Raw genomic sequence first — 14,927 nt, 5'->3', positions numbered from 1 at the left:
CTCAGAGAGGTACAGGATATGAATAAAACCATCATCACCGTGGCCACCACCGGCGCCTGGCCCACCAAGGAAAACAACCCCAACGTGCCCATGACCCCCGCTGAGATTGCCGAGGACGTGTACGCCTGCTGGAAGGCCGGCGCTGCCGTTGCCCACCTGCACATGCGCGACGACCAGGGCAAGGGCACCATGGATAAGGAGAAGTTCCGCGAGACCGTGGAACTTCTCCGCTCCAACCACCCCGACTGCGACATCATCCTGAACATGACCACCTCCGGCGACCTGAACGCCACCGATGAGACCCGCCAGATCCACCTGAAGGAGCTGCGCCCCGAGATGGGCTCCTACGACTGCGGCTCCATGAACTGGCTGCACACCTCCCTCTTCCTCAATCCCCCCGCCTTCCTGGAGGAACTGGGCAAGAACATGCAGGAGTGGGGCGTCAAGCCCGAGATCGAGGCCTTTGACCCCGGCATGATTGCCAACGCCCAGTACTACCTGAAGAAGGGCGTCCTCAAGGGGCCCCTGCACTTCCAGTTCTGCATGGGCTGCGCCAACGGCATCCCCGGCACCATGAAGAACCTGATCTTCATGAAGGAGACCATGGAGTCCCTCTGCCCCGGTTCCACCTGGAGCTGCTTCGGCGTGGGTCACTCCGCCATGACCATGCTGTACGGCGCCGTGGCCCTGGGCGGCCACATCCGTGTGGGCATGGAGGACAACGTCATGTACGCCAAGGGCCAGCTGGCTCAGAGCAACGTCCAGTTCGTGGACCGCGCCCGCCGCGTCATCGAGGAGTTCGGCAAGCAGGTTGCCACGCCCGCCGAGGCCCGCGAGATCCTCAGCCTAAAATAATCTCTATCCTGTGAAACAGCCGCGGCAGCAATGCTGCCGCGGCTGTTTCGTTGCTTTTTGATCCAATATTTTACAGGCCTTGCCCAGCGTTTTCTGTGCGACAAAATTTCGCCTCACAAATTGTGTAAACCGAACAGTATCTATATTAAACCAAAATTTACTTGCATTGCTTTGTCAATTTTTTAACCATCTTTTCATTGATTATGCACAAAACAGGACACTTACCTTTTGGTCACTATTTACTCATTGGTTAGTAACTCACCAACTTGTGGGGATTGCACAAAAGCTTTCAAATCGTTAAAGTATAGCTGCAACAAGGAATGGACTTGCCGGCACTTGTCCTGATCCAAACCATTTAGAGATGAGGGAAAATGAATGGCGAAACAAAACCTCCGCGACGGCAATAAGAATTCCGTCGTCAACTTTGGCGCAGGCTGGGTCGTGATCCTTTACTGCCTGCTGATGTTTTTCCTATATGTAGGTATGTGTAACGACGGTGCGAACATCACCGCCCCCAATGTGGAGTATCGCCTGGGGCTGGAGTCTGGTACCATCATGACTATGAACTCCGTAGCCGGTATCGTGGGCGTATTCTTCTTCATCGTGGTGGGCCAGATCAACCGTAGGATCGGCGCCCGCATCACCTCCGGCGTGTGCTGCATCATCTCCGGCATCGCTTACATCCTGGCCTGCAACGCTCCCAGCGTGGTGATCTACACCATCGCCATGTGCTTTGTGTTCGGCAGCATCATGTCCGCCGGCTATGTGGCGGGCGGCACACTGGTAGCCACCTGGTTTCCCAAGAAGAAGGGTGTGGTCATGGGCTACACCACCATGGGCCACAACTTCGCTTCTGCCTTTTATGTGCAGCTGGTGGCTCTGCTCATCGCTCCTGTGGTGGCCGGCACTGAGAACATCGGCACCAACTTCACCACCGGCATCATCCCCATCGGTATCGCCGCAATCGTCCTGGGCGTGCTGGGTATGCTCTTCATCCGCAACACCCCTCAGGAGCGGGGCATCAACCCCGATAATGTGTCCGACGAGGTATACAGAGCCGAGTATGATACCGCCGACGAAGTGGAAGGCGATGGCGGTTGGACCACCGGCAAGCTGCTCAAGACCAAGGAACTGTGGCTGGCCGCCATCACCACCGGCTTCTTTCAGATCTGCTCTGTGGGTGTTATGAGCCAACTGGTAGTGCGCAACACCCAGCTGGGCTTCCAGCAGCAGGAGGCCATGAACATCATGACTATCCTGGCGCTGGGCGGCGTGGTCGGCTCCTGGCTCATTGGTATCATCGACGACAAGATCGGCACCAAGAAGACCATGGTGGGCTTCGGTATTTGGTACGCCATCGCCCTGCTGTGCAACTTCGGCGCTGTCGACAGTTCCTCCCCCCTGGTATACGTCTCCCTGTTCATGATCGCCATGGGCATCGGCGGTTCCGCTAACTTCACCACTTCCCTGCCCGCCTCCATCTTCGGCCGCCACGGCTTTGATAAGGTCAACAGCGTGATCTTCCCCATCCAGGGCGCCATCACCGCCCTGTGCTTCCTGGTCAACGGCGCTGTGCAGCTGATGACCGGCGGCCAGATCAAGATGGCCTACCTGGTGTTCGCCGGCGTGGCTCTGGTCAACGTGGTGCTGGTGTTGCTGGTCAACGAGCATCGCTTCAACCGGGACTGGAAAGCCGCCCACCCCGGCAAGTAAGTTTACCCCCTCTTGGGCGCGCCGCAGATGGTGCGGCGCGCCCCTTTGCCTTCTAATCATACCAAAAAGCCCCGGCCATATGGCCGGGGCTTTTTGGGTGTGTGTTGTGTGTGTTGCAAAGGTGTTGGAGAGGGATAAGAGAGGAATTGGTTTGGGAGGATGGTCTCGCTTGTGATTCATCTCTGAATCTGTCTGTATCATACCTTGTAAATAAGGCCAAATCGTGTATTCATTGTGAATAAACTGTTAATTTCAATTCCCATGTTTTTCTCTCACCCGTTCATCGGTTCTCTCACCCGTTTTTGGCTTGACAGCCGTATGGTTTGGTGCTATAGTTTTGTCGTTAAAATGGCAACGATGGAGAAGAAACCGCACAGCGGCGGACAGAGAGGGGCCTGTTTGGTGGAAGGGCACCACGATACGCGGCGGCTGTACCACTCCTGAGCCGCCCGGGACGACCGGGCCGGGACTTTCCCGTTACAGAAAGTCACAAGCGGCAAGCGATCACGTTTCGTCTGCTCGCGACGCGCGGCTTCCCTCCGACTCGGGCTGGTGTCCGGGCCTTACGGCCCTCCCCTCGCCCTTGCTCCGGTCCATCCGCGCTGCTCGCGACGGCTCAAACGCTACTTGCAAGCAGGGTGGAACCGTGGGACGTTTTTGCGCCTCACCCCTGACCAATCAGGGGTGAGGCGTTTTCTTTACCCTCCGCCCCAATTTACAAGGAGGTCTTATTTATGTCCGAAGAAGTCAAGAACGAATTTACCTTTGAAAACCCTGAATACCGCCAGACCTACTGGCACACCTGCTCCCATGTGATGGCTCAGGCCGTCAAGCGCCTGTGGCCCGAGGTGAAGCTGGCCATCGGCCCCGCTATTGAGGAGGGCTTCTACTACGATATGGACGCCCCCTTCTCCTTTACCCCCGAGCATCTGGAGCAGATCGAGGGCGAGATGCGAAAGATCTGCAAGGAGAAGCTGAAGCTGGAGCGGTTTGAGCTGCCCCGTGCCGAGGCCCTCAAGCTGATGGAGGAGAAGGGTGAGCCCTTTAAGGTGGAGCTCATCCGCGACCTGCCCGAGGAGGCGGTGATCTCCTTCTACAAGCAGGGCGAGTTCACCGACCTGTGCGCCGGCCCCCACCTGGACTCCACCGGCCGCATCAAGGGCAACGCCATCAAGCTCACCGCCTGCAACTCCGCCTACTGGCGGGGCGACTCCAACCGGGAGACCCTCCAGCGCATCTACGGCATCGCCTTCCCCAAGAAGGACGAACTGGACGCCTGGCTGAAGCAGCGTGAGGACGCCCTTAAGCGTGACCACAACAAGCTGGGTCGGGAGCTGGGCTACTTCACCACCGTGGACGTGATCGGCCAGGGCCTGCCCATCATCCTGCCCAAGGGCGCCCGCACCATCCAGACCCTGCAGCGCTGGGTGGAGGACGAGGAGCAGAAGCGGGGCTATCTGCTGACCAAGACCCCCTACATGGCCAAACGGGAGCTGTACAAGATCTCCGGCCACTGGGATCACTATCTGGACGGTATGTTCGTGCTGGGCGATCCCCAGGATGAGGAGAAGGAGTGCTTTGCTCTCCGTCCCATGACCTGCCCCTTCCAGTACCAGGTGTTCCTGAACCGGGGCCGCAGCTACCGGGACCTGCCCATGCGCCTGGGCGAAACCTCTACCCTCTTCCGCAACGAGGACTCCGGCGAGATGCACGGCCTGATCCGTGTCCGCCAGTTCACCATCTCCGAGGGCCACCTGATCCTCCGTCCTGAGCAGCTGGAGCAGGAGTTCAAGGGCTGTCTGGACCTGGCCAAGTACTGCCTGGGCACCGTGGGCCTGCTGGACAAGTGTACCTTCCGCTTCTCCCAGTGGGACCCCGCCAACCCCAACAACAAGTACGAGGGTACCGCCGAGCAGTGGGAGACCGCTCAGAAGGTCATGGGCCAGATCCTGGACGACCTGGGTGTGGAGTACACCATCGGCATCGACGAGGCCGCCTTCTACGGCCCCAAGCTGGACATTCAGTATAAGAACGTGTTCGGCAAGGAGGACACTCTGGTCACCATCCAGATCGATATGCTGCTGGCCAAGCAGTTCGGCATGGAGTATGTGGACGCCGACGGTCAGAAAAAGACCCCCTATATCATCCACCGCACCTCCCTGGGCTGCTACGAGCGCACCCTGGCCTACCTGCTGGAGGAGTACGCCGGCGCCCTGCCCACCTGGATGTCCCCCGAGCAGATCCGTATCCTGCCCATCACCGACCGCGCTGCCGAGTACAGCTATGAGCTGAAGAACAAGCTGTCCGCTCAGGGCTACCGCGTGGAGGTGGACGAGCGCAACGAGAAGATCGGCAAGAAGATCCGGGAGGCCCAGCTGGAGAAGGTTCCCTATATGCTGGTCATCGGCGACAAGGAAGTGGAGAGCGGCGAGGTGGCCGTCCGCAACCGCAAGGGCGAGCAGACCGTCATGGCCTTCGACGCTTTTGTGGAGAAGCTGAAGGACGAGGTGGACTCCAAGTCCATTGAACAGAAGATTTGATTTTTCAGAGAGCGCTCTGCATGATGCAGGGCGCTCTTTTTGTCACCCTTTCTCTCCGGCGGGCATAGCATACTGCGAGCAGACGCTCAATACACTTGAAGGAGCATACGCTATTATGGGAATGCCCGTTATCACCTCCAGCAACACCACCCGCACCCAGGCCATCACCGATATCATCGAGTCTGTGGCTCTTCAGGAGACCGCTCTGTCCCACATCCTCAATGCCGAGGGTGAGAAGATCCAGAAGATGGTCGCCCTGGAGGACGTTACCCCCGAGGTGCTGCTTGCCACCAACAAGTCGGTGGAGTCCATGGTCAACGCTGTGTCCCGGCTGGAGATGATCCTCCACTCCAAGCTGTCTGCCTTCGAGGGCTGCCTGTGCAAGCCCGCCGAAGAGGCTGCCCAGGAGTAAGCAAATCACCGCGGGCGGGGCTCCCCCATGGAGCCCCGCCTTTTTGGAACCAAACGGGGACACGCCGCATAGAATAGCAGTACACATGAGATACTCTCATATTCTTTCTCGGGAGGACCTGCTATGGCGATCAATTTTGGCCTTGCCAATGACTATAATGTATTCGTATTCGGCAATCTGAGCCTGAGCAACACCGACGCGGAGGGCCGGGTGGCCGTGGGCGGCAACGCCGTGCTGAGCAACTACGGCGTGGGCGCAGGCATCACCCCCCTGCCTCCGGCTGGCACCGATCCATCCTTTGTGGTGGGCGGCGCTGTCAACGTGTCCGGCGGCTCCAACGCCAGCGGAAACACCGTCATCAGCCCCACCAGCACGGTGATCAACTACACCATGGGCAATCCCAACGGCGCTCTGACCACCGGCACGCCCATTGACTTTGTCGAGGCGGAGCGCTATCTGAAATGTGCTTCCCTGTTCTGGAGCAGTCTGGATGCCAACGGTACCGGCACCGTTGTATTCGGCCAGCTCAACCTCACCGGCACCGATGAGACCCTGAACATCTTCCGGCTGGACAGCGCCAACCTGTACGGCTCCGGTCTGTCCCTCGACCAGCTCAACGGCATCAACATCATCGCTCCCATCAATTCCACCATCCTCATCAACGTGGAGGGGGCCAACATTCTGTACGGCAGTTACCAGATCTTCCGCAACGGTACCGCCGCTACCAGGGAAAATGCCCGGAAGATCCTGTGGAACTTCCCCGAGGCCCTGACCTGGTCCAACAGCACCACCGCCATCTACGGCTCCGTCCTGGCTCCCTTCGCCGCTGCGGCCACCACTTTCAGCCAGATCAACGGCAACATCATCTTTGACAGCTACGCCGGCAACGCGGAAAGCCACAACGAGCTGTTTGAGGGCGAGCTGTCCGAGCCCACCGGCTGTCTGCTGACCACCAGCACCACCACCTCCAGCAGCACTTCCACCACAACCACAACTACGACCACAACTACGACCACGACTACCACTACCAGTACGACCACGACCACCAGCACCACAAGCAGCACCACCAGTACCACGACCAGCACTACGACCACCACTACGACCACCACTACGACCACCACTTCCACCACCAGCACCACCTCCACCACCACGGCGGTCCCGCAGCCCCGGAGCCAGGCCATCACCGACCTGTTTGAGTCGGTGGCCCTCCAGCAGGCCGCCCTGTCCCACATCCTCAACGCGGAGGGGGAGAAACTGCAGAAGATCCTGTCTCTTGAGGATCTCAGAACCGACACCATTCTGCAGGCCAACCAGTCTGTGGAGTCCATGGTGGACGCGGTTTCCAGTCTGGAACTTATTCTGAAGCAGAAGCTGGAACTCTTTGACGACTGTCTCTGTGACAGCGATATGCCTTAAACCCAACCGTGGCGCGGCAAAAGATTCTGCCGCGCCACGGTTTTCCATCCGGACAAGGAGGTATTTGGTATGAAGGTGGCTCTGTTGACCATGTTTTCCGGCCTGTCCCCCACCTACTCCCTGGTGAATGTGGCGGCGGACCAGATCCGGATGCTGCTGGAGGCCGGGGTGTCCGTGAAGATGCTGGTCAGTGAAACCTGCCCCGACCAGGATCGGACCGGTATTTTTGCGGATGAGCGGCTGGAGTGGGTCAAGATCACAAATGCCCTCCACGGGAGGGCCATCCAGTGGCACGACTACTCCTCCCCCACCGGACAGGTTCACGATACCTTCTTTGAGGAGGCCGACCACATCGCCAGTGATTTTGTGACCCATTTAAAAGATGTGGATGTGTGCATCCTCCATGATATTCTCTACCAGGGCTGGCACCTGGTCCACAACATCGCCATCCGCAAGGCCCAGCAGGAGCTGCCCCACCTGCGTTTTCTGGCCTTCACCCACTCCTTTCCGGCGGCCCGGCCTCAGACGATGGAATATCCCTTCTCTGCCCGGTTTACCGACCTGCCCCGGACCAAATTTGTCTACCCCACCCGCTCGGGCATCCCGGCCCTGGCCCGGCAGTACGACGTGCCGGAGGGGCGGTGCGCCGTGGTCTACAACACCTTGCCCCTCATTCCCTCCATGAGCGAGGCGGCACAGGAGGTGGCCCGGCACATGGATCTGATCCGGCCGGAGCTGCTGGCAGTCTACCCGGCCCGGCTCACCACCGGCAAGCGGCTGGAGAAGGTGGCCGCCCTGGCGGGCGCCATCCGCACCGCCACAGAGCAGGACATCAAGGTCATCTTCTGCGACTTCCCCAGCGCCGATATCCCGCCCAGGGTCTACAAGGCCATGATCCGCACCGAGGGCAAAAAGTTCGGTCTGCGGGACGAGGACCTGCTCTTCACCTCGGACATCGGCTTTCCTGACGGCTTTCCCCGGCAGGGGGTGTTTGAGCTGTTCCAGCTGTCCAACCTGTTCATCTGCCCCTCCTACTCCGAGTCCTTTGGCCTCACCGTGCTGGAGGCCACCAGCCGGGGCAATTTCCTGGTGCTCAACCAGGCCGTCCCCGCCCTGAAGGAACTGGGGGAGCGTCTGGGGGCCTACTTCATGCGGTGGGACGCCCGGAACTTCGGCTTTGACACCCACGAGAGCTACTCCCCTTCCGAGCAGGCCTACTATGAGGAGCATGGGCGGGCCATCGTCAATCTGATGCGGGAGGACCGGAGCCTGAACGCCAAGACCATTGTGCGCAATCAGTACAATGACGCATGGATCTACCGCAATCAGCTGCTGCCCCTGCTGGAGGGATAAAAGGAGCCTCGGCGCAATACGCCCAGGCTCCTTCATATCAAAGTTCCAGTCCCACAAAAAAGTCACAGTATTCCGCCTGAAAAATCTCTTTCAGCGCCACCAGTTCGCTTACCTTGATATTCATACGGTTGGTTTCCAGCTTGGCATAGGTGCTTTTGGATATATTCAGACCCATCAGCTGAAGCTTTGCCACGACCTGATCCTGAGTCATGCCCGCTCCCCGCCGCAGTATTTGAATATTGTGTCCGATATCCAGATCTGGTCGAATTTTCTGCATAGCTCCACCCATAATTCGTAATAAAGAATTTATGAGTGGAGTTTATCCATTTCTTATGATATAATGTTTCGCAATAACGAATTTAAGTATGGTAAATTATCATGATGAAGTGGCCAATGTGGATTAGGGTTTTAATTGGAATTGGGGCTGTTCTACTTTTTTTGGCCCTATCTTTTCTGTTGCATCCTGTTCTGGGGGACTATAGCCAATTTTTGGTTCTTCCGGGTGTAGCTATTTTTACCTATCTGAACCCAGAGCTGATACGGGGTGATTGATCCGCAAATTTAGTTCCTATTGTAGGGGCGACCCTTGCGGTCGCCCGCCCAGTATATAAAAAGAGCCCCGACGAGGCGCTGCTCAATGCAGCGCCCCATCGGGGTTCTCTTTCCTTCTCAATTAGAAATCAGCGTTGCCCACAGTACGGGGATGCAGCTCCGCCCCGGACACGCCGGCGTGTCCGGGGACCCCTTTTGATCCTGCGCGGGCGGAGTGAATCCGCCCTGCGCCAAGGTTTTGCCCCATGGGCAAAACGCTTGTACGGCGCAAGCGCCGCCCCATTTAAAATGGGGCCCCGACGTGGAGCTGCACAAAACAGTACCACATCGGGGCCCTCTTTCCTTTTCAATTAGAAATCAGCGTTGCCCACAGTACGGGGATGCAGCTCCACGTCGCGGATGTTGGACACGCCGGTGAGGTACATGACCATCCGCTCGAAGCCCAGGCCGAAGCCGGCGTGGCGGCAGGAGCCATAGCGCCGCAGGTCCAGGTACCACCAGTAGTCCTCGGGGTTCATGCCCAACTCCTTGATGCGGCTCTCCAGCAGCTCCAGACGCTCCTCACGCTGGGAACCACCGATGATCTCACCGATGCCGGGCACCAGGCAGTCGGCAGCGGCCACGGTCTTGCCGTCATCGTTGAGGCGCATATAGAAGGCCTTGATGTCCTTGGGGTAGTCGGTGACGAACACGGGGCGCTTGAAGATCTGCTCGGTGAGGTAGCGCTCGTGCTCGGTCTGGAGATCGCAGCCCCACTCCACCTTGTAGTCGAACTTGTCGTTGTTCTGCTTGAGCAGCTCCACCGCCTCGGTGTAGGTAACGCGGCCGAAGTCGGAGTTGGCCACGTGCTCCAGCCGCTCCTTCAGGCCCTTGTCCACAAAGGAGGAGAAGAAGTTCATCTCGTCGGAGCACTTGGCCATGACGGTGTTGATGATATACTTGATCATGGCCTCGGCAGTGTCCATATAGTCGTTCAGGTCGGCAAAGGCCATCTCAGGCTCGATCATCCAGAACTCAGCGGCGTGGCGCTGGGTGTTGGAGTTCTCGGCGCGGAAGGTGGGACCGAAGGTGTACACGTTGCCGAAAGCCATGGCGAAGTTCTCGGCGTTGAGCTGGCCGGACACGGTGAGGCTGGCCTTCTTGCCGAAGAAGTCCTTGGAGTAATCCACCTGGCCATCCTCGGTCTTGGGCACGTCGTTCAGGTCCAGAGTGGTGACCTGGAACATCTCGCCTGCACCCTCACAGTCGGAGGCGGTGATCAGCGGGGTCTGGGCGTACACAAAGCCCCGGTCCTGGAAGAAGCAGTGGATGGCGTGGGCGGCCACGGAGCGCACCCGGAAGGTGGCGGAGAACAGGTTGGTGCGGGGCCGCAGGTGCTGGATGGTACGCAGGTACTCCACGCTGTGGCGCTTCTTCTGCAGGGGGTAGTCGGGGGTGGAGATGCCCTCCACCAGGATCTTGGAAGCCTTGATCTCCAGGGGCTGCTTGGCCTCGGGGGTCAGGACCACGGTGCCGGTAACGACGAGGGCGGCGCCCACATTCTGACCGGCGATCTCCTTATAGTTGTCCAGCACATTGGCGTCCAGGACCACCTGCAGATTCTTGAAGCAGGAGCCGTCGTTCAGCTCCACAAAGCCGAAGCTCTTCATATCACGAATGGTACGGGCCCAGCCGCAGACGGTGATCTCTTTGCCGCCGAACTGCTCCTGGTCCGCAAAAATCTGTGCGATTTTGGTGCGTTCCATTTCCATTTCCCTCGATTCGTAAAAATTGGTCTCAGTGGGGGGATTGCTCCAACTTGCTGAAAAACCTCCGGACTCAGATCTCGGAGGGAAAGATAGTGTGAAAGAAAACCGTCAGGGTTGTCTTTCGCGTCCAGTCAACAACTGATGGAACCTTTACAAAGGTTCCATCAGTTCACTCAGCTTGTGGAACAAAAATGTTCAACAAGCTGAGTATATCATTTTTCTTCGATTTTGCAAGGGGTTGCGGGCAATTCTCCCGCCAGAAGGTCCCCGAAAATCAGCTTTTCCCGCTCCGCGGCGCCCACGGACCGGTCCCGGAACTGGTAGAGCACCCAGCCCAGCACCGCCAGAGCCGCCGCCAGGCCGTACTCCAGGCCGCTGAGGGCGCCGGGACTCATGGGCAGCAGGATGTTGCCCGCCAGGAAGGCCGAGGCCAGTACACCAAACACCGCCGTCACCTTCCCGCCGGGCATGGACACCGGCCGGCGAAGACCGGAGCGGGTTTTCCGCAGCCACAGCACCGCCGCGAAGGACATGACCCACATGACAATGGTGGTCAGGGAGGCCACGTTGATGAAGGGGATGAAGAACAGCTTGCCGGTAAAGGGGGTAAGCACCACAAAGGCGGCGGTAAAGCAGATGCACCGCACCGGCGTGCCATACTTGGGGTGGAGGACGGCAAACTTCCGGGACACCAGGGCAAAGCGGGACAGGCCGTAGAGCATCTGGGCGGAGGAGTAGAGGGTGGAGTTCATCACCCCCACCGCCCCCACAAAGGCGGTGACCAGGAAGAGAAGCCGCACCCAGGGCAGGCCGGTGATGGACACCAGCACATCGGCAAAGGGGGCGGTGCGGCCCACCGCATCAGTCCAGGGCATACAGCCCGCCACAGCGGTGGACACCAGGCACAAAATGCCGGTGACCAGGATCAGACAGGTGATGAGGGCGGCCCCCGCCTTCCGGGCGGCGGGGCCGGTGGCGTCGGCGGCGGCCTTGGACACCGTCTCCCATCCGGCCACCGAGAACACCAGCAGGGAGAGCAGAGAGGCCGAACCGGCAAAGTCAAACTCCATGCCTCCGTCCGAGGCATACACCGCCGGGTCGAAGTAGGCAAAGCACACCGCCAGACCAATGGCGCACATGACCAGCAGCACCACCGTGGCGATCTTGGCCAGGGAAGCACACACGTTGGCCCCCTTGATCTGCACCCACAGGATGGCCCCCGCCAGCAGCAGCTGGAGGACCAGGTTGGGCAGGGTCACCGGGAAGTCCCCCACATGGTAGAGAACGGCAGTCTCCTTCAGAACAGGGAACAGCTCGTCCAGCAGGGAGATAGCGGCCAGATCCACCCAACAAAATACGATGGTGTTCATGAGGATGCCCGCCCAGCCCACGGCGAAGCCCCCTCTGGGCCCAAAGGCGGCGTAGGAGTACACCACCTCGCCTCCCGGCAGGGGGAACATGGGGATGGCCTCCATGTAGGCGAAGGCAAAGGGCAGCTCAATGATGATGCACAAAATAAAGGCCACCGCCAGATTTAGTGGTCCGCCCGCTGTGTCCAGCCAGGTACCGGTGAGCAACAGCCAGCTGGTACCCAGCATACAGCCGATGCCCATGGCCACCAGCCCAAAAAAGCTGATCTTGCTGCCTTCTTGGCTTGCCATATCCATCCCGCCTTTATATCAGATACTGCTATTATACCGGCCCACAGAAAAAGCCGCAACCCCGACGTATCGGGGCCGCGGCTTTCTGTTTCATTAAGAATAGAGGGGGATCAAAAAGGTCCAGGGGGCAGTGACAGTGGCCATGGTCAGGGCAATGATATGCCGCTGCCGCCCGTCCAGCAGGGCGCAGGACCTCATGGCCCTTTTGTCCAGGAAGTAGATGCACACACCGGCAACGGCTACCCCGGCCAGAGTGTACAGGAAGCCAGGCAGGGTGCGGAAGGGATTGAGGAAGGCGGTGGAAAGCACCTGGTCCACCCAGCTGCCCACAGGGTCCGGCAGCAGGGAGAGGTACCAGAAACCAAACAGAAACACAGCCCCGATAAAATCGGCCAGAAAACCCAGCAGCCCAAACTTCCACCACAGCTGTTTCAGCACCGCCTTCTTCTCGGTGTGCTTCAAAAGCACCAATGTGATGAGCAGCACCAGGCAGTCAATGATCAGATTCCCCGGCAGGGTGATGAGCCACACCTGGGGGAAGAAATACAGAATCCAGATAGGCAGCAGGACATTGTACAGCTTTACTTCCCGTTTCATGGCATCCCCTTTCTTTCCCTGCAGAATGCCCAGCCAATCAGCCAGCCCAGGAAGAGGGCGCTGCCGATTATAGCCCACAGTGCCACCTCCAGCTGCCACAAAAAGTGGTCCCGTACCCATGCAACCACGCTTCCCGTCAAAGGGATAAGCAGAAGGCCCAGAGGGAACAGCCGCAGCACCTGGAGCCGCTGCCTGGTCAGCCTCCCGATGAGCAGAGTGAGGGCCAGCGTACCTGCCAGCGTGCCCCAGAAGATCAAAAAGAGTTCCATCTCTTAAATGCGCTCCTTTCTCCGCCAGAGCCGCCATCCCGCCAGCCAGCCCAGGAGGATGGCAGCGCCCACGGCGCCCGAGTACAGCACGCCCAGTTCCCAGAATACCCAGGGTCCATGGTTCGTCAGATACAGATTCAGCGCGATGGTCAAGGGAATGGTCAGAAGTACCAGGGGCAGCAGCCGAAGGGGCCGGAGCCGCTGCCGGGTCAGGCGGTACACCAACAGGGTAAGAGCCATTGTCCCCAGCAGCGCCCCCAGGACAGGGGCGCCCCACCATATCAGCAGATAGAACCGTTCCATTTAATTCTCCTTCTTTTTTCTGGGCCAGGCTCCCGCCGCCACCCCCAGCAGGCCGGAACCGAAGGCGATGGCGCACAGGAGAATGAGTATAGTGTCGTTATAGAGCAGGAAGACAGCAGGCAGCACCCCCACCGCGCACAGCACCGGATAGAGAGGGCAAAAGCCGTGGCGCTCCCCCAGGAACATACCGGCGGCCATACAGCCGATGGGCAGCAGCACTTCTACATAGATGGCGCCGCCGAGCAGGCCTATGCCGCCTCCCCCCAGCAGCCGGAGCAGCCAGGGCAGCCCCAGGCAAATGAGCAGGATCATCGGAATGGAGGGCAGTGTCTCCTTCCACTTCCACTGAGAGGGCTTTGGAATGAGTCCCAGCTTTTTTCGGATGACCTCCATCTCACTGTGCCAGATGGTCCAACGCACCAGCCAGATCATGCAGTATACCAGAGTCAGCGGCACCAGACAGGCGGGCACCTCCCGCAGGCCAAAGTTGAGGGTCACCCATACCCCCACGGTGGCCTCCATCAGCAGGAAATGGAGGATGGTCCGTACCGCCAGGGCCCGCCCATGCCCGGCAAAGGGTAGGGTAGAGATGCCTGCCTCCGCCCCAAAGAGGGCAAAGAGAACAAAGGACAGGGTCACCCCCAGCGTCTCCCACCGGTAGGGAACGCCGCAGTTGGGAAAATAAAAGCCCCGGAAATCGGAGGGACCGAACAGGCTGAAACAGCCCATCAGATAGCCCAGCAGCAGATGGATGGCCACCCCCACCGCCGCCCCGACCAGTGCCCGGCGCAGGGCCTGTCTTCGATCGTCAAACAGCATGGTCCTTCCCTCCTTCACAGCCCCAAAGCCTCCTTGATTTTCTTCACGTACCGCCGGGAGACATAGCATACCGTCTCCTCTACCAAGGTGATGCGGATGGTGCCGGTGAGGCCCAGGTCCATGGCGGTGATCTTACGCAGGTTCACGATCTCCGAGTGAGAGATGCGCACAAAGGTATGCCGGTCCAGCTTGGCTTCCAGCTCATAGAGCCGCTCCCGCAGGTCAAATACTCCCTGGGTGGTCTGAACCTTCACCCCCTTCTCCTCCCCGTAGCAGCGGAGGATGGCGTCCGCTTTCAGCGGCACGGCGGTGTCCCCCCGCCAGCCGGTGAGGATGCCCCCTCCCTCCAACCGGGCCGCCAGGGCTTTCACCTCGTCAGTGAGGGCAGGAGCCGTGATCGTGATCTCCGGCCCGTCCCGTTCCGGATCAATGATAACCGTTACCTTCATGCTCCCGCCTCCTTTCAACCCCACTATAGCGAAAAGGGGGCCGTCTGTCCATGATTTTTGGACAGACGGCCCCGCTGTGAGGACGGTCGGTTCAGGCAAGGGCCTGAATCTGGGCATTGAGGGAATCAATGTCAGCCTGCCCCACCGGGTCAGGGATGGGGGCAGGCTCCGGGTTGGCCATTTAACTGCCACACCCCGTTAAACTAAATACGCCGAGCAATAATGCACTGGAAAGAATAC

General features: G+C 59.3%; 14 protein-coding genes. 6 read left to right on the top strand and 8 right to left on the bottom strand.

From position 1 onward, the window contains the following. Positions 1–18 precede the first annotated feature (18 nt). The 6 genes from WHJ28_RS02755 (at position 19) to WHJ28_RS02730 (ending at position 8,289) form a co-directional block, all read left to right on the top strand. On the top strand, positions 19–855 hold the full coding sequence (locus WHJ28_RS02755; protein WP_340039595.1) for a beta-keto acid cleavage family enzyme: 837 nt from the start codon (positions 19–21) through the stop codon (positions 853–855). A 375-nt stretch (positions 856–1,230) separates the two neighbouring features. After that, positions 1,231–2,568, top strand: coding sequence for an MFS transporter (locus WHJ28_RS02750; protein WP_340039593.1), 1,338 nt, complete (start codon positions 1,231–1,233; stop codon positions 2,566–2,568). 734 nt (positions 2,569–3,302) lie between these two features. Continuing rightward, positions 3,303–5,108, top strand: coding sequence for a threonine--tRNA ligase (gene thrS / locus WHJ28_RS02745; RefSeq protein WP_340039592.1), 1,806 nt, complete (start codon positions 3,303–3,305; stop codon positions 5,106–5,108). 115 nt (positions 5,109–5,223) lie between these two features. Then, the gene (locus tag WHJ28_RS02740) at positions 5,224–5,520 is read left to right on the top strand and encodes an alpha-helical endospore appendage domain-containing protein (protein ID WP_340039591.1); all 297 of its coding nucleotides are present in this window, start codon (positions 5,224–5,226) and stop codon (positions 5,518–5,520) included. Between the two features lie 123 nt (positions 5,521–5,643). Continuing rightward, a complete protein-coding gene (locus tag WHJ28_RS02735; protein WP_340039590.1) occupies positions 5,644–6,936 on the top strand; it encodes a choice-of-anchor A family protein in 1,293 nt (430 codons plus the stop codon). 69 nt (positions 6,937–7,005) lie between these two features. Beyond that, entirely contained in the window at positions 7,006–8,289 is a 1,284-nt protein-coding gene (locus tag WHJ28_RS02730; protein ID WP_340039589.1) for a glycosyltransferase, read from the top strand. 37 nt (positions 8,290–8,326) lie between these two features. On the opposite strand, the gene WHJ28_RS02725 is transcribed toward WHJ28_RS02730, so the two are convergent. The 8 genes from WHJ28_RS02725 to WHJ28_RS02690 form a co-directional block, all read right to left on the bottom strand. Beyond that, positions 8,327–8,566 (bottom strand): helix-turn-helix domain-containing protein, encoded by a 240-nt coding sequence (locus tag WHJ28_RS02725; RefSeq protein ID WP_340039588.1) that lies wholly within the window; start codon positions 8,564–8,566, stop codon positions 8,327–8,329. Between the two features lie 625 nt (positions 8,567–9,191). After that, a complete protein-coding gene (gene asnS, locus WHJ28_RS02720; protein ID WP_340039587.1) occupies positions 9,192–10,586 on the bottom strand; it encodes an asparagine--tRNA ligase in 1,395 nt (464 codons plus the stop codon). A 215-nt stretch (positions 10,587–10,801) separates the two neighbouring features. After that, a complete protein-coding gene (locus WHJ28_RS02715; protein ID WP_340039586.1) occupies positions 10,802–12,250 on the bottom strand; it encodes an APC family permease in 1,449 nt (482 codons plus the stop codon). Positions 12,251–12,343: 93 nt separating this feature from the next. Further along, on the bottom strand, positions 12,344–12,847 hold the full coding sequence (locus tag WHJ28_RS02710; RefSeq protein ID WP_340039585.1) for a hypothetical protein: 504 nt from the start codon (positions 12,845–12,847) through the stop codon (positions 12,344–12,346). Continuing rightward, complete coding sequence (locus tag WHJ28_RS02705) at positions 12,844–13,116, bottom strand: hypothetical protein (RefSeq protein ID WP_340039584.1); 273 nt, start codon at positions 13,114–13,116, stop codon at positions 12,844–12,846. The genes WHJ28_RS02710 and WHJ28_RS02705 overlap by 4 nt, the downstream gene beginning before the upstream one ends. A gap of 3 nt (positions 13,117–13,119) precedes the next feature. Next, positions 13,120–13,419 (bottom strand): hypothetical protein, encoded by a 300-nt coding sequence (locus WHJ28_RS02700; RefSeq protein WP_340039582.1) that lies wholly within the window; start codon positions 13,417–13,419, stop codon positions 13,120–13,122. Next, on the bottom strand, positions 13,420–14,238 hold the full coding sequence (locus tag WHJ28_RS02695) for a DUF3021 family protein (RefSeq protein WP_340039581.1): 819 nt from the start codon (positions 14,236–14,238) through the stop codon (positions 13,420–13,422). It lies immediately after the preceding gene. A 14-nt stretch (positions 14,239–14,252) separates the two neighbouring features. Beyond that, positions 14,253–14,687, bottom strand: a complete 435-nt coding sequence (locus WHJ28_RS02690; protein WP_340039580.1) for a LytTR family DNA-binding domain-containing protein — start codon at positions 14,685–14,687, stop codon at positions 14,253–14,255. Between the last annotated feature and the right edge of the window lie 240 nt (positions 14,688–14,927).

This window comes from Flavonifractor porci (assembly GCF_037572415.1).
Taxonomy (GTDB): domain Bacteria; phylum Bacillota; class Clostridia; order Oscillospirales; family Oscillospiraceae; genus Flavonifractor; species Flavonifractor porci.
This window is presented reverse-complemented; position numbering and strand designations above follow the sequence as displayed.